The organism is Type-A symbiont of Plautia stali (assembly GCF_059731155.1).
Window position 1 is genome coordinate 3,323,215 of record NZ_AP035891.1, and the last position, 21,133, is coordinate 3,344,347.

Sequence of the window (21,133 nt, forward strand, 5' to 3'; positions counted from 1 at the left end):
ACGACATACTCACATTGCTCTTATAGGTTCGCCTGCAGCATTCCTTCTGCGGGCATTTTTTTATGTCTCGTTCAGAAAAATCCGCCCGGCAAATGAGAGCTGACTTAACTCAGCAACATCTGGCGCGAAGTCGTAGCGGTGAGCTAACTAGGGTGGAATTGAGGCAACAAGGGCCATCCTTCACCACTGGTGCATGATTATGATAATGCTTCACCCATTCGTCATCTATTATGTTTGTGATTTTTATATAAAAAATTTAAAGGTGAAGAGTGTTAATGATTTTCCATAAAATCTTTTTTTGGTGAGTCAGCCCGGTTAGATTCCTCGTTAAAGAAGTTAATTGGGATAATGCTTCTGTGATACCTGACAAATTCTGATCGCATGATTGAAAAATGTAAAAGTGGGCACAATAGGGGGCATAACTACTGATTTCATGTATTTTATTCATTAATTACAATGGCATATGTGATTTATCGAGTCCGGCCTTCGCACCATTTTGCATTAACCGTTCATTTATCATATTTAGTCCTTAAAAAGCATGAAGTCCAAACCTGTCAAGCCCTCAAATAATCGCGCAATTTAAGCGCATAATCATTCCCGCCCATTCACAGCAAAAACCATCACCGCTCTTTACTCTCCCTCAAAACTCCGCAAGATCCATCAGGTCCACTCTCCGCCGCACGAGCATACTCATTTCCCAGAGAGGATGCTATGCCAGTAAACAAAAACGATCACCGCGAAACCTACCTCAAGCGCTTTGACAAGGTGTTCGATTACATCGAACGTCATCTTGATGAAGGGCTGCTGCTGGAGCAACTAAGTGAAGTGGCGCACTTTTCGCCGTACCACTTTCACCGCCAGTTCAACGCCTGTTGCGGCATGCCGCCGGGGCGTTACATCCAGCTGATGCGGCTTAAACGGGCGTCGTACCGGCTGGCATTCAATCCGCACGAGAAAATCATTTAGATTGCGCTCGATGCCGGTTTTCAGCATGCCGAATCATTCAGTCGCGCCTTTAAGCAGGTATTCGACGTGACGCCGAGTGAATTTCGTCAGCAGCCGGTGTGGATTACCTGGCATCAGCGCATGCCTCAGCCACCCGTCAAACGGAGAGAGAGTATGTCAGTTGAGATTAAAAATGTTTCCCACCACGCCAGTGGCGATGCTCACGCATCACGGCGATCCGCAGCGCATCAACGATACGGCGGCGCAGTTTATTGCCTGGCGCAAAAGCAGCGGAGCGTCGCCGGTGCGCAGCAGCCAGACGTTCGGCGTCGCGCCGCACGATCCGACCAGCAACACCAGCCGGGGATTTTCAGTATCACCTTTGCGGTTCGGTGACTGCGCCGATTAACGAAGACAACGCCTTTGGCGTCGTCAACAGCACCATTCCGGCGGACGCTGCGCGGTGCTGCGTCATCAAGGCTCGCACAGCGCACTGACCGAGCTGGCACGATCGCTCTACAGCGAATGGCTGCCGGCCAGCGGCGAAGAGCTGCGCGATTTCCCGCTGTTCTTCCACTATCACAACTTCGTGCATGAAGTAGCGGAACACGAGTTGCTGACGGATATCTATTTGCCGCTTAAGTGATGAGGGTCCCGGTAGCAATGGCTATCGGGATTTTTATGCAGGATTGCGATACGTATTCACGGCTGACATTTTTTCCTCCTGCCTCACGGCAAGGCATGGCAAAATGCCCTGCGATCCTATCAGCACAGGCGAAGAGGCGACGATGACAGAGCAACTCGAACAGCGTATCTATGAACTGGTGCGGCGCTATGACGGCGTGTATCTGTTCAAGCAGAAAACGCTCACGCCGCAGATTGATATCGACAGCGATCTCAACTTCGAGCGCGACGAAGCCGCCGCGCTGATGGAGGCGTTTTTCCGCGAGTTCGCGGTCGATCGCGCGAATTTCGCTATTGAAACCTACTACCCGGACGAACCGTCGCTGGCGCAAATCCTCAACCCGTTCAACAAACGTGAAGTGCCGGTGGTACCGGATTTCACGCTGGGCATGCTGATTGCGTCGGCGCAGGCGGGGCGCTGGCTGTTTGAATAATGCGGCAGCGCGCCGCTGCGGTTTGGCGGCCTGCGGCTCAGCGTGCCACGTGCACGCCAAATCCGCGCTCGCCTTCCGCAAGATCCTCGCGCAGCGTCAGCGCCGGAATCACATACTCACCGCCATTCTGGCGGCGGAAGGCAATCGGTTGATCCTGCGCTAAGCGATCCAGCCGTTGCGCCAGCGCGGCGCACCAGCCAACAAAGCGCTCCTGCGCCGGCTTCTGCACGCGATACAACACCAGCGGTGGCAACACGCTGAAGCCGGGATAGAACAGCATGCCGTGCTGGATTGGGAACAGCAGGTCATCAATCGGGCCGTTGATGCCGCGCGGCGCGTAGTGCGACTCCCAGCCGCCGGTGGTCACCACCAGCATGGCGCGCTTGCCCGCGAGCGTGCCTTCGCCGTAGCGATCGCCCCAGTGATGATCGTTGTGCTCACCGACGCCATAGGCGAAACCGTTGGCATACACGCGGTCAAACCAGCCTTTCATGATTGCTGGCATCGAAAACCACCACAGCGGAAACTGAAAAATCACCGTGTCGGCCCAGCGCAGCTTCTCCTGCTCGGCGGCAATGTCCGCTGCCTGCAGCTGATTGTCGTAGGCGAAACGCGAATCCAGCGTGGCATCAAAATGCGCGCCCACCGGGGGTGCCAGCGTGTCGGCGGTATCCAGCTGCGCTTTTCACTGCATGGCGTACAGATCTGAAACCTGCACCTGATGACCGGCCTGCTGCAGATGATTCACGGCAAAGTCTTTCAGCGATCCGTTCAGCGAGCGCGGTTCCGGATGGGCATACACAATCAAAACATTCATGGCGGTATCCTGTGAGATGAAAACCGCTGCAGGTTAAGCCAGTGCTGGTTATAGTAGAAATAAATTACTGATATCTCAGGTATAGAAAGCATGAATATGCACTCGCTGGATTTGAATCTGCTGCAAACCTTAGACGTGCTGCTGGTGGAACAGAACGTGACGCGCGCGGCGCAGCGCCTCAATTTGTCGCAGCCGTCGGTGAGCGCCCAGCTGGCGCGCCTGCGGGTGCTGTTTGACGATCCGCTGCTGTTGCCCGGTCCGCGCGGCATGCTGCCCACCGCCCGCGCCGAGGCCCTGCGCGAGCCGCTGCGTCTGGCGCTGGAAGCGCTGGAGCGCGCGGTGGCACCGCCGGCAGCGTTCGATCCGGCACGCGCGGAACTCACCTGGCGCATTGCCGCCACCGATTACATGTCATCGGCGCTGATCCTGCCGGCGCTGAAACTCATTCGTGAAGCGGCACCGCGCAGCCGCATGGCGGTGTTTGCACTCAATCCGCCGCAGGTGGCGCAGCAGCTGGAGAAGGGCGAGCTGGATATGGTGTTTCACACCGGCGACAACGCGCCGCCGACGCTGGATCGCTTTTGCCAGCTGGAGTTTATAATTGTTTCGCCAGATGGCGGCGGCTTCAGTGCAGCCACCGATCGCGCGCTGGCCAGACTCGGCCGCACGCGCCGCGTCGCGCTCTCGGTGCCGCATTTCCTGTTTATGCTCGACACGCTGGCCAGCAGTTATTTGGTAGCCGTACTGCCGGAGCGCCTGGTGCGAAACACGCCGCAGCTCCGCGTGCTTGCACCACCGCTGCAGATTGAAGGGTTTGACATCCTGATGCTGTGGCACGAGCGCCTGCATCGCGATCCCGCCCAGCAATGGCTGCGCCAGCAGATTGTGGCGGCGCTGTAAACCTGAGCGTGCTCTTAGCGTTCAAGAATAAAGCGGGCGTTGAGTTTTCGCAGAAACTCAAAGGTGGTCATGCAGGGCATATCAACTCCTGTGCAAATTTAGACAATCCGGAAGGCTGAATGCCATCCAGCAAATCACTGGCTTCACGAAGCAGCATTTGCCCGCTCAGCGCCTGACTCAGCACCGCCCGGGAGAAGGAGACGCTGATTTGTGCTTTTTTAGTCCTGAAATAGCCGGGGCCACCGTTCTCGTTTTTACTACGCTGCTGGTAGGCCAGCTTTTGCGCCTGAATAAAACGCTGATAGTCTTCGTTTTCAATTAGATGCAGCGTGAGGGCGCGGCGCGCAATTACCCATCCGCTGACATGGAAATGACTCTCCAGTGGCACAATATTTTGCCGCCAGTCTGGTGCATTGCTGTCCCAATGCGATAAAAATTCTTCGGCTGGCACCAGAAATTCCGCCGCGACGGCGTTACACAATATATCTTCTTGGCGATGTGCTGTTGTGGCGCCATCGGAGACGCCAGACTGGCCAATCCAGATATGGCAAAGCTCATGAATTAAGGTAAACAGTCGTGCGCCCGGTGCATCCGCATGGTTGACAAAAATAATTCGTGCGTAATCGTCGGCAATGGCAAATCCGCGGAACTCATCCACGTTAAACGGACGGGTATGGTGATACAGGTAAGGTGAGCGCATGACTAAAATCCCCAGGCTCTCAATACGTTTCACCAGATCGTTGTAATAGTTTTCCCAACTCCCGCGCACGGGATTGACGGCCATGTTAAGCCTGTGACGCATATTCGCCACGATGGGTTCTGTGGAACTGGTTGCATTAAAACGGCCAGCAATCGTGAGTGGATGTGCCAGTTGCTGTTGCAGATAATCGCGATACCACTCCTGACGCATCAACATAATTTTCAACACATCGAGCAGTTCAGCGCTCGGACGTTGCGGACGTTTGCCATTCACCGTGCGCAAATCAGGGATAGGCAAAGACTCCACGGGTGGTGTAGTCAAAAACAGATAGCCAAAAGGGACATGCGCCTTTTCGGCAAAATTCATGGCCTGATGAAAGGTCAGCGGCTGTTGCCCCTCTTCCCATGCCTGCAGGCGTTCAGGCGCAATGCCGCACTTTTGTGCAAATTTTTCCATGCTAAAACCGGCCCGTTCACGGGACCAGCGAAGCATGTCTGGGTTAATCGCGGCAGTTGTCATAAGCACCTAATCGTATCGGCTCTGGCGCAAAGTATGTGTGCAAGCCTGAATCTGTTCAATAGCTGAGCAATTAACGCAAAAAGGCCAGTAAAACCTGAACCCTGTAACGGGTTCAATGCAGGCGTGTTGCCTGCGAATCAGTATTCATGCGCTCCAGGCTGTTGCTTCACGATGAAAAATGAATGCGATTAGCGCCACTGAGCACGCATCATATCAACACGACGAAACACTCGCGTTTTAATGCGCAGGAGAAAAGACCATGCAGATATTTGTCACCGGGGCCACCGGCTGGGTAGGTTCAGCGGTGGTGGAAGAGTTGATCGCGGCAGGCCATCAGGTGACGGGGCTGGCGCGTTCTGCGGAAAAAGCCGTGGCGCTGGCCGTCACTGGCGCACAGGTTATTCGCGGTTCGCTGGAGGACGCTAACGTGCTGCGTGATGCCGCGCAATCCGCGGACGCCATCATTCATACCGCGTTTAACCACGATTTCTCGCGCTTCGTGCAGAACTGCGAGCAGGATCCCCAGGTAATCGAGCTGCTCGGCGAGGCGATTACCGGATCGGATCGTATGCTGCTGGTGACGTCCGGCCTGTCCGGTATGGCGCGTGGGGCGACGGAGCTAGACCCGCCGCAGCCGGTGTCACCGCGCGGCGTGCATGTTGCGACAGTGCGGCTGGCGCCGTCAGTGCATGACCTCGGCGACCACGGTTTTGTGCCGATTCTGGTGCGGCTGGCGCGTGAGAGCGGCATTTCCGCGTGGTGTGGCACTGGTGAGAACTGCTGGTCCGGCGTGCACCGTCGCGATGCGGCGCGCGTCTATCGGCTGGCGCTGGAGCAGGGCGTCACCGAACGCGTTTATCACGCGGTGGCCGATGAGGCGGTGCCGTTCCGCGCAATCGCGGAGACGATCGGACGCCAGCTCGGATTACCCAGCTGCGAGAGCGACCGGGCACATTTGGGCTGGTTTGCCAATATGGCGGTCTCCAGCCAGCGCACGCGCACGCTGCTGGACTGGTCTGCAACCCGCCCGGATCTGCTGAGCGAGCTCAATACGCCTGCCTACTACACCCATCTCTGATATCACGCTTCCGCTGCGTGCTGCAGTTTTTCTGGATTATATCGATGAAAAATAATGTATTTATCACCTTGCTGCCGGTGACGCTGGCGGTGTTTATCGCTTTTCTCACCATGGGCATGCAGCTGCCGGTGCTGCCGCTGCATCTGCAGCAGAACCTCGGCATGGATACGCTGGCGATCGGCACGGTCATCGGCGCGCAGTTTATCGCGTCGCTGCTGACGCGTTCGTGGGTGGGCAACTTCGCCGATATGCGCGGCGCAAAACGCGCGGTGCTGGCGCTGGGCGAGAGCCTGCTGGCCACCGGCGCGCTCGGCTGGGAACTCGGGCTGGTGGGACCGGCCAATGCCGGTAAAGTGATGGCGTGGATCGGTATCGCGATTTACGGCGCTTGGGCGCTGGGTGCGCCGCTGGGCGTGGCGATTTATCACGGCTGGCACTTCACTGGCATCGCCATGGCGATCATCGTGGTACCGCTGCTGCCGCTGATGTTTATCACCTAGGTACGCGCCGTCGCGCCGACCTCGACCAAACTCGCGGCACGCCTGTTCTTTGCCCATCTGCCGGATAAGCTGGGCGGCGCGCGCGTCGCGCTGGTATGCGTGCTGATTGAAGCCTGCGGTCAGCTGCTGATTTGGGGCGCTGATGGCGCGACCTTGGTTTATCTCGGCGCGGCGCTGACCGGTTTTGGTTATTCGCTGGCCTTTCCGGCGTTCGGCGTGGAAGCGGTGCGCCGTGCGCCGCCGCACACCCGCAGCCTAGCGATGGGGGCCTACGTGGCGTTTCTTGATATCGCGCTGGCGATCACCAGCGCGCTGGCCGCCCACCGCGGCGTGGCTTCGGTGTATCTCGCCGGCGCGATTGCCGTGGCGCTGGCGATGCTGGTGGCGCTGAGCCTGATGGCACGTCAGCCACAACCACAGGCAGCGATGGAATAAGACTCGCCGCAAAAAATTCACTTCTCCCGCGCCGCAAAAATCATCACACTAGCCACCTTGACCATTAGGGATAGATGGCATGAAAAGCCGATTGCTGCTGGCGCTGACGTTGTTCGCCAGCCTGAGCACGCCGTTGTGGGCCGACGAAGGCGTCTCGTTTAGCCATAAAGACTGGGAGCTGACTTGTGATAATACGCTGACCTGCCGCGCCGCCGGCTACAGCGCTGAAGAGGGCGCGGGCGGATCGGTACTGCTGACGCGCGCCGGCGGGCCAGACAGCCTGACGCACGGGCGCGTGGTGCTGGCCGATACCGGCGACGATGATGCGCAGCACGTGCTGATCGCCGCGCTGTGCTGGCGCGGGGCTTACAACGAAGGCTATGGTTTCTGGCTGCTGGATAACGCGCTGCAGGGCACGTCGCAGCTGATCACCGATTCCGGATCTGAATATCACGACGGCGTGATCAGCGAAGCGCAGAAGGGGCGCGGCATTGGTGACTGCTGGAGCACCGCTGCATGGGGGTGGGATGGCCGCCAGTTTGTGCAGAGCAGCGAGGCCACCACCGGCATGTGTCGTGCCATCCGCGCCGGCGGCGCATGGCAGCTGCCAACGCTGGTCACAGAAGTCAAACCGGCGGGGTAATGCTCAGCGCGCATCGCAGGCGGCTGGAGCGCTTAATCCGTCACGGATTTTGCCGCATCCCAGACGGCCATGACGTGGGCGATCGCGGTATCGATCTGCGCGCAGTTGATGCCATCGCGCACCAGCACCGACACGCCAAGCAGAAAAGCGTCGAGGGCGATGGCGAGGGCGGCGGCATCGGTGTTGGCGCGCAGTTCGCCGCTGTTGATGCCGCGCTGCACGCAGGCCGTCATGCCTGCCAGCGTGCGGGCGCGTGAGCGCGCCAGCGGCTGCGTGACATCCGCGTGTTCGGCGGAAGGCGCACTCATCACGCCCAGGCCGACCATACATCCCAGCGGATGGCCGCACTCACACAGCATGCTGGCAGAGCGACGCAGCGCGGTCTCCATTGCGGTACGGGGCGGCAGGCTGTTATCCCACAGCGGCTCCACCACCTGCGCGTAAGTCGACAGATAGCGCTGCACACACTCCTGAAACAGCGCCTGCTTCGAGCCAAAGGCCGCGTAGAAGCTCGGTGCGGAAATACCGCCCGCAATTCCCGCCTTCAGCTGTGTTAACGATGTCGACTCGTAGCCGTGCTGCCAGAAAATCTTCATCGCCTGTTCAATGGCCGCATCACGATCGAACGTACGCGGCCGTCCCATAGTGGCCATCTCAGTGCTCCGTTAAGCTCAATGTTTAAAGACTAATCGATACATAAGTCGTTGACAATGTTCTCGCACGTCAATTAATGTATCGATCAGTATATATTTGTGCCGGCGGGCGGCTGATAGCGTATCCGCGGTGATGTGTCCTTTAGCTGTAGCAGGTTATCGGACTTCGCCAATTTATATGCTGATCGGTAAATATGATTTCAACGACAGGCGCGCGCCTCACCTGCACGCTGATGACATCGGAAACGCTGATTGTGACAACCTTCAATACCGCCGCGGATAAAACCCGGCCGCTACCGCTGGGAGCGCTGCTGGCGCTGACCATGACCGGTTTTATCTGCATCATCACCGAAACCTTACCGGCCGGACTGCTGCCGCAGATGGCGGCGGGCCTCGGCATTTCCACCGCGCTGGCCGGGCAGACCGTGACCGTTTATGCGCTTGGCTCGCTGCTGGCGGCGCTTCCGCTGACCATCGCCACCCAAGGCTGGTGCCGCCGTAACGTGCTGTTGTTGGCTATCGTCGGTTTCCTGATTTTCAACTCCATCACCACGTTCTCGACCCACTTCGGACTGACGCTGGTGGCGCGCTTTTTCGCCGGCGCAGCGGCGGGACTCGCCTGGAGCCTGCTGGCCGGCTATGCGCGGCGCATGGTGCCGGTCCATCAGCAGGGCAAAGCGCTCGCCGTGGCGATGGTCGGCACGCCGATTGCGCTGGCGCTGGGTGTTCCCGTCGACACCTGGCTGGGCACGGCGGTGGGCTGGCGCACAGCGTTCGGCATCATGTCGGCGCTGACGCTGCTGCTGATCGGCTGGGTGCTGCTGCGGGTGTCTGACTATCCGGGACAAAGCAGCGACCAGCGTCTGCCGCTGCGCACGGTGTTCATGACGCTAGGCGTGCGTCCGGTGCTGGGCGTGGTGCTGGCGTGGATGACGGCGCACAACATTCTCTACACCTACATTGCGCCGTTCGTTACCCAGGCGGGCCTCGCCGGGCAGGTGGACAGCGTGCTGCTGGTGTTTGGCATCGCGGCGCTGGCGGCTATCGGCCTAGTCGGTCGCCTCGTCGATCACCACCTGCGCGTCGCCGTACTCGGCAGTCTGGCGCTCTTTGCGCTGGTCTCGCTGCTGTTCATCTGGCTGGTGCGCTTGCCGCTGCTGGTTTATGTCGGCGTGGCGTTGTGGGGGCTGACATTTGGCGGTGCGGCCACGCTGCTGCAAACGGCGTGGCGGATGCGGCGGGCGAGGGCGCGGCGCTGTCGATGAACGTGGTGGTGTGGAACAGCGCGATTGCCGGCGGCGGTCTGGCCGGTGGCGTGTTGCTTACCCACTGGGGCGTGGCGTCTTTCCCGCTGGCGCTGCTGTTGCTGCGGTGATTGGCTTCCTCATCGCACTGCAGGCGCGTCAGCACGGTTTCTAGGCCGACGCGCGGCACCATCGCGTACCAAGTCACTGACCTGCCATGCGTACATGAAAATTTAACCCGCTGTTTTAAATGACATTATCAAAAAATAGAGATTAATCACGTGCTCAAAAAATTACTGTTAACCCTGCTGCTTTCCTCGGCCGCGCTGTTTTTCGCCGTCGGCAATGCCGCGGATGAATTCCCTCTGCCCACCGGTTTCACCAGCAGCTATCAAACCGTGGATGGCGTGCGCCTGCATTATGTGAAGGGCGGCAGCGGACCGCTGGTGTATCTGGTGCACGGTTTCGGACAGACGTGGTACGAGTGGCACCAGCTGATGCCGGAACTGGCAAAAAACCACACCGTCGTGGCGGTGGATTTGCCGGGGCTGGGGCAGTCTGACCTGCCGCATTCGTATCGCGCCACCGATGTCGCGCCGCTGCTTTATCAGCTGGCACAACACTTCGCCGGCGGCAAAAAGTTCGATCTGGTGGCGTACGACATTGGTATCTGGAATACCTATCCGCTGCTGGTGAAACATCAGGACAGCATCCGCCGCGCCATCTTTATGGAAGCGCCGATCCCGGATGAAAGCATCTATCAGTTCCCGGCCTTTACGCCCGAAGGCGAATCCCTGGTGTGGCACTTCAGCTTCTTTGCGGCGCAGGGGCAACTCGCTGAACAGCTGATCGCCGGTAAAGAGCGCCTGTTCTTTGAGCATTTCATCAAAGAACATGCCGCCAACAAAGCGGTGTTCACGCCGGCGCTGCTGGATCTCTACAGCAAATCCTATGCAAAACCGCACAGCCTGAACGCCGCCTTTGAATATTACCGGGTGCTGAATCAGGGGGTGGCAGACAATAAAGTGCTCTCCCGCGAGAAAATTGCCGTGCCGATGCTGGCGATTGGCGGCGGCGGTCACGGCGGACTGGGTGCCTATGAGCAGCAGGTGGTCAGCCGCTACGCCTCGCAGGTCACCGGCAAAGTGTTACCTGGCTGCGGTCACTGGTTACCTGAAGAGTGAGCTGCGCCGCTGAATGCGGCGGTGGTGGAGTTTCTCGCGTCCGGGAAATAACGCGGTGCGCAGGCCAGTTTAGCGCTGGCCTGCGTTGACGTGACCGTCTCAGGCTTTATTCAGGCAGCACTGCTTAAACTTTTTGCCGCTGCTGCACGGGCAGGAATCGTTGCGGCCGGTTTTTTCACCGGCAAAATGTGGCAGCTGCGGGGCCAGATCGGGCTGCGCCATGCGCTGTTCCTGCCAGTACTCGTGCAGTTCCAGCGCCGCCGGACGAATCGCCTCGATGCTTGCCTCAAACGCTTCCGGGGTGAAGGCTTCACGCTGCGCCAGCTGGTCTTCGCTGCCGTGCAGCGCAATCGCCTGCAGCGCCGGTTGCTGTGCCGCCGGCAGCTGCGACCAGTCTGCATCCAGCGCCACGCCGCGCATGTAGCCATAGCACCAGTCTTCCACCACGGTAAACAGCTGGCCTTCCATCTCCTGCTCGCCGAACAGCGGATCGAACTGCTCCGGATACTCGGCCAGCCGCTCGGCAATGTCGTTAAAGTGCTGGAAGGTCAGCGCCATGAAGCGGTTCATTTCGCGCGCGTTCGCCCATTGGGGAATCTTTTTCTCACCGCCCCAGATCGCCACCAGCCATTCGCTCGGTTCGATATCGTTCGGGCCGGAGAGCAGGGCGGTCAGCATGCCGTCCAGTTCGGCGGTGTCCACCACGGAGTGTTCGTTGCCATATTTTTCCAGCATGTCATCAAGCCAGTTCAGCTCTTTTTCGGTTAACGGACCCTGATTCATCCGGCTTCTCCTGCGGTGTGCATTGGTGGGCAAAAATTGCTGGGCGCGATTATAGCGGCAGCGAGCCTGATTTACCGCTTTTTGCATATCGATAGCCGAAGTGCGCCTAAAAAGGAATCGCCATAACTTATCGCGCAACAGTATTGGCGGGAAACGGCTGCGAATGTCAGCGTAAACGCAGGATTTACCGATAGCGAGGAGACAACATCATGGCGGATACCCTGCCAGTACTGGATCTGGTCCTGCTGGAACTACCGGACGCAGAGCAGGCAGCTTACCTGGCGCAGCTGCGGGAGACCGCGCGTGACGTCGGCTTCTTCTATCTGGTCAATCACGGCATCAACCCGCAACTGCTGCACAATGTGCAGAGTATCACGCGGGCGTTTTTTGCCCTGCCGCAGGCGGAGAAGCAGCGCGTGGCGATGATCCACTCGCCGCATTTTCGCGGCTACAACCACGCCGGCGTGGAATACACCCGCGACCAGCGCGATCAGCTTGAACAGTTTGATATCGGTGCAGAACGCGCGGCGCTGACGCTGCAGTCGGGCGATCCGGCGTGGAAACGGCTGCAGGGGCCCAACTTATGGCCGGAGGCGTTACCGCAATTGCGTCCGGTGATGCACGCCTGGCAGCAGGCGATGACCGCCATCGCGCTGCGCCTGCTGCGGGCCTTTGCCAAAGCGCTGGCGCTGCCGCCGGATGCGTTCGACGCGCTGTACGGCACCCAGCCCAATGAGCACATCAAGCTGATTCGTTATCCCGGTCAGACGGCAGAAGCCAGCCAGCAGGGTGTGGGCGCGCACAAAGACTCCGGCTTCCTCACCTTTTTGCTGCAGGACGATCAGCCCGGTTTACAGGTGGAAGTGTCACCCGGTCACTGGGTGGATGCGCTGCCAAAGCCGGGCGCGTTTGTGGTCAACATCGGCGAACTGCTGGAGATTGCCAGCAATGGGTATCTGCGCGCCACCGTGCACCGCGTGGTGTCACCGCCGGCTAATCGTGAACGCGTGTCGATCGCTTTTTTCCTCGGTGCGCAGCTGGACGCCGAAGTACCGCTGTATCAGCTGCCGCCGCAGCTGGCGGCAGAAGCCCACGGCCCGACCAGCGATCCTGACAATCCGCTGCTGCGCGAAGTGGGCTGGAACTATCTCAAAGGGCGTCTGCGTTCCCATCGCGATGTGGCGCAGCGCTATTACGCTGATGCATTAAGCACAGTGAAATCATAAGAAACGTAAGGAAAGCCCATGCAGAAAACGATGATAGCGTCCCTGGCCCTGATGGCCCTGTTCAGCAGCGTGGCGTCCGCCGCCGCACTGCGCGTGGCCGCCGATCCGGTGCCGCACAGTGAGATTCTCAACTACATCAAACAAACCGACAAACAGCTCGACCTGAAGGTGATCGAGCTTAACGGCAATTTAAACGCCAACGAGCTGCTGGCGCGTGGCGACGTCGATGCCAACTATTTCCAGCATGTGCCTTATCTGCGCGATCAGGAAAAAGCGCTGGGCGAAAAATTTGTCGTGGTGGCGACCGTGCATATTGAGCCACTCGGGATTTACTCGCACAAAGTGAAATCACTGAAAGATCTGCAGGATGGCGTGCAGGTGGCGGTGCCCAACAATGTCACTAACCTGAGCCGCGCGCTCTATCTGCTGTAGGCCAACGGCCTGATTACGCTGAAAAGCCGCAGCGCCAGTACGCTGGTGACCACGGCGGACATCAGCGACAACCCGCACCATCTGAAGATTATTGAAATTGAAGCGCCGCAGCTGCCGCGCGCGCTGGATGATGCGCAGCTGGCGATTATTAACGGTAACTATGCCCTGCAGGCCGGGCTGGTGCCGTCAAAAGACGCGCTGGCGCTGGAACAGGCAAAGGATAATCCTTATGCCAACGTGCTGGTCACCACGCTAAAGCTGGCCAGCGACCCGCGCATTCTCGCGTTAGCGAAAGATCTCGAATCAAAGCAAACTGCTGAATTTATCAACCAGCACTACAAAGGATAGGTTATCCCGGTTAATCAATAATGCCTGGCGCCACCTGCGGCTGACAGGTGGCGCACCCGCTGTTCTGTGGTATATTCGCCACCAACACCAGTGGCACCTGCTGCATAACATAAAAAATAACTTATCAATTGATGGCTATTTCCCGCTTCGTCAGACTTCAGCGGCTGACGCTTTCTCGCGCATGGTTTCACCTGCGGCTGTCAGCCCTGTGTCTGCTGCTCAGCGGCTGCGGGACGCTGTCGCAAACGTCCGCACCGGTGGGCGATCGCGTATATCTTTCCCACGCCTCCTTCCATGAAAACGTCGATGACATTGTGCGCCACTACATGCAGTAAAAGCAGGTATTGGGCATCAGCATCGCCATCATTCACCAGCGCGGCGCGCCGCAGTTTTACAGTTATTGCGTCACCGATGCGCGCCAGCGTTATCCCATCACGCCGGATACGCTGTTTGCGCTGGGCTCGCTGAGCAAAGGCGTTACCGCGGAGGTCATTATCGGGCTGGTGGATCGCGGCGAGTTGCACTGGAACGACACGCTGGCCACGCTGCTGCCGCGCCAAGATATGGATCTGCCGATGTTCCTGAAATTTATGGCTTACCTGCGCAGCGGTGAAAATTTTTACGGCAATCTGGATAGCGATGCGCTGCTGAGTTATCTGGCCGATTTCAGCGCCCCCGCGCGCCCGGCGGCACAGTACTCCAATCTCGGCTATGCGCTGCTGGGCTATATTCTGCAGCATTGCCTGCATCAGGACATTGAAACGCTGGCGCAGCATCAGCTGTTTGGTCCGCTCGGCATGACCAACAGCAGCTTCCATCCGCAAACCCTGCGCGGTTATCCGTGGCGCGCGCTGGGCCACGCCGGCGATCAGCCGAAACTGATCGCGCGTGGTCAGCTGACGCCGGACTGGGCCTTTCGCGGCAATATGGTTGCGGCCGCCAGCCTGTACAGCAACGCGCGCGATCTGATTCGTTACCTCTATGCGCATCTGCACAGCGATGCACACGGCGCACTCGGTCAGGCGCTGGCGCAGGTCAATTATCCTTATGAGCAGCATGGCAACCAGGCGCAGAATATCGCCTGGGTAACGGACTCTTATGGTCAGCAGCAGATCACTTATCAGGTGGGGTATATTGGCGGTTATGCCAGCTTTATCGGCTACGATCGCGCCCACGGCAATGCCATCGTGGTGCTGCAAAATGCCTTCAACTGGAGCAACTATCTCGGCATTGCGCTGCTGCGTGATTTGGCGCGTAAAGATCGCCGGGTGCTGAACACGGTTGCTTGCAATTTTGCTGCTCAGCAAAGCGCGCCGCCTGAGGTATGCTGTGGAGCGAAATTTGACGCGCTAAGCGCGGCGCGGGAACCTTCCGTACGTGGCGCTTTTCAGTAAATAGGACAGTTAAATAATTAACCAGAGTGGAAATCACCAATGCGCAGGACACACGTCACCCTTCTTTCAGCAGGAATTTTTCTGGGCGCTTTAAGCCTGACGCCAGCAGCGCTGGCAGAAGGTGAGCAAACCGATAGCGTACCCATGCCGCCGCAGGTGCAGCAAACCGCACCGGACGCCTCAGCGCCAGCGGCCACCAGCGATGCGCCCGCCAGCAGTGAACCGGCAGAATCCAGCGGCGATGTCGCGCCGATTCGCCCGTCACAAAACGGTCCGGGTGAAGCGCCATCCGCCGCCAATAATTACGATCTGCACACCATCATCATCGATTACAAAGAGTATAAAGTCGGTGACGTCGTGCCGGATGAGTACCGTAAAAAGCAGTACACCATCGTTGAGTGGCAGCCGCGCCACCTGCCTGCACCCCAGGAAGGGACGCATTGGGCTTACATCAACGCCAACTATATCCTGATCACCGATGACAGCGGCAAGATCGTGATGGGCAAATCCGGCGACATTTTCTTCAAGGGTTAATGCCCGGCAGCAGGCGCGCTAACTGCGCCACGCCTGCCATTATCTGACTGGTGCTGGTATTACCGTATCCCAGCACCAGTCCCTGCTGTTTTTGCTCGCCCAGATAAAAGCCGGACAGCGCGCCAGGCGCATAGCCATGGCGAAACAGCTGCGCCGTCAGCGTCACATCATCCACCGTATCCGCCAGGGCAACACCAGATGCATGCCGCATTCACCGCCCAGCAGCGGCACCTGGGCGCCAAACGTCTCCTGTAGCGCAGCCCGCAGCGTGGCCTGCCGCTGACGATACAGACGGCGCATTTTGCTCAGGTGGCGATTGAAATCCCCGCTGCTTAAAAATAGCGCCAGCGCCTGCTGTTCCGGCCGGTTACCGCCGCGTAACAGCTCATGCAAGGCCGGCCGCAGCCGCGGCAGCAGCGGGGCGGGCAGCACACCATGTAGCCGATGCGCAGCGCCGGAAACAGGGTTTTGCTGAAGGAGCCGATGTAAATCACCGGCGTCGGCTGCGCCATGCCCTGCATCGCGGCGATAGGCTCGCCGCTGTAGCGAAAATCGCTGTCGTAATCATCTTCAATAATCCACGCCTGATGCCGCTGTGCCGCCGCCAGCAGCGCCAGCCGGCGCGCGGCGCTCATGATCGCGCCGGTGGGATACTGATGCGTCGGCGTAGTGTAAATCAGCCGCGGCGGGCGCTGCTGCCAGTCCTGCGCTGTCGGTGCCAGTCCCTGTGCATCCACCGCAATCGGCTCGATCTGCAGATCGCCGAGGCGCATCGCCGCTTTAGCCCCGCGATAGCCCGGCTCCTCCACCCAGCCGGTGTCACCACGATTGGTGAGCAGCGCGACGCATAGCGTCAGCGCCTCACGCAGCGCCAGCTCACCCAGCGGATCGCCGTAGCCCAGCAGCTGTGCCTGCTGCGAGGTTTGATTGAGCGCGCGACGCCACTGCGCCAGCGCCGGCGTGCTCGGGCGCAGCGCCAGCTCCTGGCTGGAGAGGCGATGCAGCGAATGCAACCGGGCAGCGCGCGCGGAAACCGGCCAGTCGGCGCTGTCGTCGGACGCCTGCGCCAGCAGCGGCATGTGCGCCAGCCGGCTGACGCGGCTCGCCTGGCGGTCGCTGAGGATAAATCCTTCCGCCTGCAGCTGTGACCAAACGGCGATCACCGTATTGCGCAACACCTGCAGTTCAGCCGCCAGCTGACCATTCAGTATCGCCTGGCGCAGCCGCTGATACAGCTGCTGTTGCAGCGTCAGGCTGTCGTCGGCCTCTAACGGTGCCAGCAGCAGCGAATGCCGGTTTAATGCGCGCATCGGCGCCTCTGTGGATCCATCGATTTGTCACATTGTGGCGCTTTTTCCTGAACCAGCAAAGTGGCACGCTGTCACTCTCACATAGAAGGAATCGCCGTATGTCATCGCAGACCAATCGTTATGGACAACCCATCGGCCCGGCGCTGGAGGCGTGGCAGCCGCGCCCGTTGCCGCAGGGGCAGATTTTCACCGGCCAGTATTGCCGGCTGGAACCGCTGGATGCCGCACGTCATGGTCGCGAGCTGTATGCGGCTTATGCGCTGGCGGAAGATGGCCGCGACTGGACCTGGCTGCCGGTCGGGCGCTTTGACGATGAAGCGTCTTATCTGGCGTTTGCGCAGTAGTGCCAGCAGAGTCCGGATTACCTGCACTTCGCGGTCATTGACCGGCAAAGCGAGCGGGCGGTCGGCTCGCTGGCGCTGATGCGCATTGAACCGCAGCATGGTGTGATGGAGGTCGGCTTTGTGGTGTTCTCTCCGTTGCTGAAGCAAACCCGCATGGCCACCGAAGCCCACTATCTGCTGATGCGTTACGCCTTCGAACAACTCGGCTATCGTCGCTACGAGTGGAAATGCGACAGCTGTAACCAACCGTCGTACAACGCCGCACTGCGCCTGGGCTTCCGTTATAAAGGCACGTTTCGTCAGGTGGTGGTGTATAAAAATCGCAGCCGGGATACGGCATGGTTCTCTATCATCGACAGCGAATGGCCGCAGGTGAAGCTGGGCTTTGAGCGCTGGCTGGCGGCAGACAATTTCGACGCCCGCGGGCAGCAACGCGCCAGGCTGGAAACATTACGTCAGGCCTGACGCGCACCCCGGGCTGGCTGCCCGGCTAACCGGCAAAAATATATTTGGCGGCTGACAACACAAAGGCGCTGGCCATCGCCATCACCAGCCGCTCATCCACTTTTTCAAAGCGTTTATCGATTTGCCTGAATTGCTCATCAACGTTGTCAAACCGCAGCTCAATGGCCTTAAACGTATGGCGGACCTCATTTTCAAAATGCCCGAGGCTCTGTGCCAGTTTATCGACACGTTGCGCGGTGGTGTGCTTTGCCCGCATCACGCCTTCCATGGCCTGCGAAAGGTGAGTTTTGGTCAGGCTGTTTTCCTGCTGCATTTCGGCAAAAATGTCGACCATCACTTCGGCCTGGTGATCGGCCACGCCCGCCTGCTGCAGCGCTTTGAATGCCTTATGGGTGTTCATCATCGTCGGTATCATCCCTGTTGCTCCTGGTCGCCTTTCCTGTTGCCAGCAAGGTTATCCAGGTGGTGATAGTTGCACCATGTGATGATGCGGATTTTGCGCGACGTCTCGAAAAATATCAATTCGTACAAAGAGTAACGCTAAGCGGCAATAAAAAGGGCCTGCACGCTGGCAGACCCTGGTCTGGCACTCATTTTTATCAATTTTCGGGCTGCGGAATTATTTTTATCTCCGCCATGCCGATACCGATTTTGCGCGGATCATGGCCGGTAATGTTGCCGAGATTGGAGAGCTGCGGCTCTGGCGGCGTGATGATCAGGTTGCGGCTGGCGCCGGTGTTGGTGAAATGTAGCGTCTGCGTGGAGAACGCGTCACCCAGATTGAGCTGCTGCACTTGCTCGCCGACGCGCACCGGAATCGGTCGATGGGCGTTAGCACCATAGGCGCGTGCAGTGATCACAACGTCAAAACGCGCCGGCAGCGGATCGACATATTCAATTCCGGCGCGAGGTTGGCGTTCGACCAGCGCCCCCAGCTTTCCGGCCGTGAAATACCGCTAAAGCGCTTCACGCTGGCCGGCGCGCCCGGCACAGTCAGCAGGAAGCTGTCCGCCTGGTAGCGAATGGCATTGTCCTCGATGCGCATTTGCTGTTCGTTGAGCTGATAGGTGGCCGCGCTGACCTTCACCTGCGGGAACTGCGCTTTGCCCTGCCACACGGGCTGGTCGATGCGCGTCACCGTGGGCTGTCCGCCGGTCTGGCCCATCGCCAGACAGAGATCGGTAGACAGCGCCAGCGCCGGCTGCCACAGCCGGCCCATTTTGAAGCCGCGATCGACCCAGACAAACTTATCGCTGGCGGCAAAATCGGCCAGCTGGAAGCGCAGCGGTGCGGCGTATTCGCCTTCCGGCAGCGGCTCTACCTGATGGTCGGATACGCGGAACAGGATCGGCAGCCTGAACGTCGCGCCCGAGAAGCTAAAGGTATTTTTGGGCTGGTCGATGGTGAACGTCTTCATCTCGCTGGGGAAATTCCACAGCTGAATGATATCGGCTTTCCACGCCGTGACCTTCTTCGCCATGTCATCGAACTGGCTGGAGAGCGAGGCCGAAGACAGCCCGCTGCGACCGAGGCCAATCGCGTTATCACCGCCGAGAGTATCCAGCACCGTGGCGCCGTTATCCAGCGTGCTGCGCTTGCCGTCCAGCACCTCGGCCTGCGGCTGATCGCCACGGATCACCATAAACAGATCGCGGCGCGGCTGTTTGATCAGATACTGATGCGCCGTGTTATTCATCGCCAGATGATCGGAACTCACCACAATCACGGTGTTTTTAAACCACGGCGAGGCTTTGATGCGGGCAATCAGGCGCGCCACGTGCTTCTGGGAACAGGCCACCGCGCTAAACGACTGATTGGGTTTGCCGTCATAGCTGTAACTTTTGCGCTGGCAGCTGCGCGAAATAAAGCCGTCCGGATGGTGGGTGTCCACGGTGAGCGTAAACAGCGCAAAGCGTTTCTGCTGACGCGACAGCTCCTCATATTTTTCAAACACTTCATCCATCACCGTATCGTCGTAAAAGCCCCAGTTGTTACGGTAGCTGGGGTCGGCGACGCGGCTCTTCAGCTCCTGCGAGCCGTACATGTTAGCGGCGTCAAAACCGTGCGACAGCAAAAAAGTGTCTTTGCCGGCAAAGCGCAGGTCCGCGCCCTGAATAAACCAGTTCTCATAGCCGGAGTGTTTGAGGATATCGCCGAGGCAGATATTTTGCGGATAGAAGCTGGAAAGCGAAGCCGAGGCGTTGCCGTCGAACGGCGCAAACAGCGGAATACCGCACTGCGACGCCACCATGCCGGCGATGGTATAATCGGTGCCGGGCAGTTGCTCTGTGTTGCTGAAGTCAATGCTGTGATCTTTTTCGCGGCTCAGCTCCGGTGCCAGGCCAGGAAAAGCCTGCAGATCAAAGTAGGTGCGTTCAAGGCTTTCGCCGTAGATATACACCAGGTTGAGCTTCGGCGCGTTAATCTGCTTGTTCGGCGTTTTGTAATAGGTTTCGAAATCCGAGTCGGCCTAGCGCGCGTGCGAGGCGATCAGCTCTTTCACCTGGCGAAACGCCGGCGTGGTTTGCACCGAGCCGGCAGCACAGGCGATCGCCAGCAGGCTCCAGCCGAGATGATGCGGACGTTTGTGCCGGCGCAGCACCTAGGAGAGAAAACAAAACAGTAAAAACAGGCCGATGATCAAGCCAAGCGCCGGTACCAAATATTTGCTCACGCCCGCGCCGGTCAGGCTGTTGGTCAGGGTATAGAGCACCGCATCGTTGATGCCATCGCCGGTAAAATAGTTGCTGGCATACAGCGTGGCGTTGAGCACGATGAACAGGGCGAGCAGCAGCAAGATCAGGATAAACCAGAATTTATTTCGCCCGGCTTTATACGAATAGACTGCGATCGCAGCCAAAAAGAGCACTATTGAAAGCAACTCCAACGGCAGATCCTCACATTAAGTAAAAAGAACGCGTTCCCTGCGTCTGCGGCCCTCTGCGGGGGTTTTGCGTCAATCTATATTGGCTGTCACAGGGCTGCAACACATCCAACCAGATTTGTGCGATGCATTGCGAATCGTTTAAGGCGGGTTTAGGCGGAGTCTGATTTAGTTTGGCAGCAACCGGTGCGCTGCTGCCAGCCAGGGCGGGCGCGGGTCTTACAGCTTACCGGTGAGATACTGCGCTTCGCCGTCGGCAAAGCTCCAGTAACCTCTGCTGTTGGTGATAAAACTGATCATCAGATCGTTGCCCTGTACGCCACACTTCTCCCGCAGCTCGCGCGCTAACTCTGCCATGAAGTGCGTTTTCTGTTCTTCACTTCTTGGGCTGGTGTACACGCGCACCATCACCAGATTGTCGCTGCGCGCAAAGCCCAGCCCGGTATCCTGAAAGACCATCTGATAACGCTTATTTTCATGAACAATCTGGTAACGATCGCGCGCCGGAACCTTAAATGCCGTGAGTACTGCGCGATGCGCGGCGTCGAGTAAGGTGCGAATCTCTGCTTCAGAACGGCCCTGAATAACATCAAAAGTCAGTAACGGCATCAATAAATCCTCGTTTTTGCCCACGCGGAAAGAGTAGGATGAAACGCTATGCTGCCGCTTGCTGTCGG

13 protein-coding genes and 10 pseudogenes are annotated in these 21,133 nt (G+C 58.7%); 15 read left to right on the plus strand and 8 right to left on the minus strand.

The genetic code is table 11. The annotated features are described in order from the left end of the window. Positions 1-711: 711 nt before the first annotated feature. From AC6I8M_RS17730 to AC6I8M_RS17745, 4 genes and pseudogenes are all read left to right on the plus strand, one after another. The gene (locus AC6I8M_RS17730; protein WP_010617775.1) at positions 712-966 is read left to right on the plus strand and encodes an AraC family transcriptional regulator; all 255 of its coding nucleotides are present in this window, start codon (positions 712-714) and stop codon (positions 964-966) included. Then, positions 967-1,017, plus strand: a pseudogene (locus tag AC6I8M_RS17735) (hypothetical protein); the annotation flags it as partial. Between the two features lie 145 nt (positions 1,018-1,162). After that, positions 1,163-1,591: pseudogene (locus AC6I8M_RS17740) on the plus strand (AraC family transcriptional regulator). A gap of 142 nt (positions 1,592-1,733) precedes the next feature. After that, positions 1,734-2,063 carry a DUF1493 family protein gene (locus AC6I8M_RS17745; protein ID WP_498013544.1) on the plus strand — a complete coding sequence of 110 codons (330 nt, stop codon included), beginning with the start codon at positions 1,734-1,736 and terminating at the stop codon, positions 2,061-2,063. Between the two features lie 37 nt (positions 2,064-2,100). Here AC6I8M_RS17745 and AC6I8M_RS17750 read toward each other — a convergent pair. After that, positions 2,101-2,880: pseudogene (locus AC6I8M_RS17750) on the minus strand (NAD(P)H-dependent oxidoreductase). A 90-nt stretch (positions 2,881-2,970) separates the two neighbouring features. Here AC6I8M_RS17750 and AC6I8M_RS17755 point away from each other — a divergent pair. Continuing rightward, positions 2,971-3,780 carry a LysR family transcriptional regulator gene (locus tag AC6I8M_RS17755; RefSeq protein ID WP_010617780.1) on the plus strand — a complete coding sequence of 270 codons (810 nt, stop codon included), beginning with the start codon at positions 2,971-2,973 and terminating at the stop codon, positions 3,778-3,780. Between the two features lie 67 nt (positions 3,781-3,847). Here AC6I8M_RS17755 and AC6I8M_RS17760 read toward each other — a convergent pair whose 3' ends face one another. Further along, the gene (locus AC6I8M_RS17760; protein WP_022548708.1) at positions 3,848-4,999 is read right to left on the minus strand and encodes a helix-turn-helix domain-containing protein; all 1,152 of its coding nucleotides are present in this window, start codon (positions 4,997-4,999) and stop codon (positions 3,848-3,850) included. A 259-nt stretch (positions 5,000-5,258) separates the two neighbouring features. Between AC6I8M_RS17760 and AC6I8M_RS17765 the strand changes: the two genes are divergently transcribed. The 3 genes and pseudogenes from AC6I8M_RS17765 to AC6I8M_RS17775 all read left to right on the plus strand — a co-directional run bounded on the left by AC6I8M_RS17765 (position 5,259) and on the right by AC6I8M_RS17775 (position 7,655). Continuing rightward, positions 5,259-6,077 (plus strand): SDR family oxidoreductase, encoded by an 819-nt coding sequence (locus AC6I8M_RS17765; RefSeq protein ID WP_010617782.1) that lies wholly within the window; start codon positions 5,259-5,261, stop codon positions 6,075-6,077. A 44-nt stretch (positions 6,078-6,121) separates the two neighbouring features. Continuing rightward, positions 6,122-7,012: pseudogene (locus AC6I8M_RS17770) on the plus strand (MFS transporter). Between the two features lie 79 nt (positions 7,013-7,091). After that, positions 7,092-7,655, plus strand: a complete 564-nt coding sequence (locus AC6I8M_RS17775) for a DUF1176 domain-containing protein (protein WP_022548705.1) — start codon at positions 7,092-7,094, stop codon at positions 7,653-7,655. Positions 7,656-7,687: 32 nt separating this feature from the next. Here the strand turns inward: AC6I8M_RS17775 and AC6I8M_RS17780 are convergent, their stop codons facing one another. Beyond that, positions 7,688-8,308, minus strand: a complete 621-nt coding sequence (locus AC6I8M_RS17780) for a TetR/AcrR family transcriptional regulator (RefSeq protein ID WP_498013545.1) — start codon at positions 8,306-8,308, stop codon at positions 7,688-7,690. A gap of 233 nt (positions 8,309-8,541) precedes the next feature. On the opposite strand from AC6I8M_RS17780, the pseudogene AC6I8M_RS17785 reads away from it, so the two are divergent. Further along, positions 8,542-9,727 (plus strand): annotated as a pseudogene (locus AC6I8M_RS17785) (MFS transporter). A gap of 106 nt (positions 9,728-9,833) precedes the next feature. Then, positions 9,834-10,736 (plus strand): alpha/beta fold hydrolase, encoded by a 903-nt coding sequence (locus AC6I8M_RS17790; RefSeq protein ID WP_058948870.1) that lies wholly within the window; start codon positions 9,834-9,836, stop codon positions 10,734-10,736. 99 nt (positions 10,737-10,835) lie between these two features. Here AC6I8M_RS17790 and AC6I8M_RS17795 read toward each other — a convergent pair whose 3' ends face one another. Then, entirely contained in the window at positions 10,836-11,519 is a 684-nt protein-coding gene (locus AC6I8M_RS17795) for a YecA/YgfB family protein (protein ID WP_010617788.1), read from the minus strand. Between the two features lie 206 nt (positions 11,520-11,725). Here AC6I8M_RS17795 and AC6I8M_RS17800 point away from each other — a divergent pair, with 206 nt between their 5' ends. From AC6I8M_RS17800 to AC6I8M_RS17815, 4 genes and pseudogenes are all read left to right on the plus strand, one after another. After that, positions 11,726-12,745, plus strand: coding sequence for an isopenicillin N synthase family dioxygenase (locus AC6I8M_RS17800; RefSeq protein ID WP_498013830.1), 1,020 nt, complete (start codon positions 11,726-11,728; stop codon positions 12,743-12,745). Between the two features lie 18 nt (positions 12,746-12,763). Then, a pseudogene (locus tag AC6I8M_RS17805) lies at positions 12,764-13,525 on the plus strand (MetQ/NlpA family ABC transporter substrate-binding protein). Between the two features lie 131 nt (positions 13,526-13,656). Next, positions 13,657-14,796 (plus strand): annotated as a pseudogene (locus AC6I8M_RS17810) (serine hydrolase domain-containing protein); the annotation flags it as partial. Positions 14,797-14,958: 162 nt separating this feature from the next. Then, positions 14,959-15,453 carry an RcnB family protein gene (locus AC6I8M_RS17815; RefSeq protein ID WP_031279558.1) on the plus strand — a complete coding sequence of 165 codons (495 nt, stop codon included), beginning with the start codon at positions 14,959-14,961 and terminating at the stop codon, positions 15,451-15,453. On the opposite strand, the pseudogene AC6I8M_RS17820 reads toward AC6I8M_RS17815, so the two are convergent. Continuing rightward, positions 15,443-16,763: pseudogene (locus AC6I8M_RS17820) on the minus strand (aminotransferase-like domain-containing protein). The gene AC6I8M_RS17815 and the pseudogene AC6I8M_RS17820 sit on opposite strands and share 11 nt — an antisense overlap. A 98-nt stretch (positions 16,764-16,861) precedes the next feature. Between AC6I8M_RS17820 and AC6I8M_RS17825 the strand changes: the two are divergent. Then, a pseudogene (locus tag AC6I8M_RS17825) lies at positions 16,862-17,572 on the plus strand (GNAT family N-acetyltransferase). A gap of 25 nt (positions 17,573-17,597) precedes the next feature. Here AC6I8M_RS17825 and AC6I8M_RS17830 read toward each other — a convergent pair. The 3 genes and pseudogenes from AC6I8M_RS17830 to AC6I8M_RS17840 all read right to left on the minus strand — a co-directional run bounded on the left by AC6I8M_RS17830 (position 17,598) and on the right by AC6I8M_RS17840 (position 21,065). Continuing rightward, entirely contained in the window at positions 17,598-17,987 is a 390-nt protein-coding gene (locus tag AC6I8M_RS17830) for a hypothetical protein (protein ID WP_064504735.1), read from the minus strand. A gap of 184 nt (positions 17,988-18,171) precedes the next feature. Further along, positions 18,172-20,465 (minus strand): annotated as a pseudogene (opgB, locus tag AC6I8M_RS17835) (phosphatidylglycerol--membrane-oligosaccharide glycerophosphotransferase). Between the two features lie 210 nt (positions 20,466-20,675). Next, on the minus strand, positions 20,676-21,065 hold the full coding sequence (locus AC6I8M_RS17840; RefSeq protein WP_010617795.1) for a tautomerase family protein: 390 nt from the start codon (positions 21,063-21,065) through the stop codon (positions 20,676-20,678). Positions 21,066-21,133: the final 68 nt, after the last annotated feature.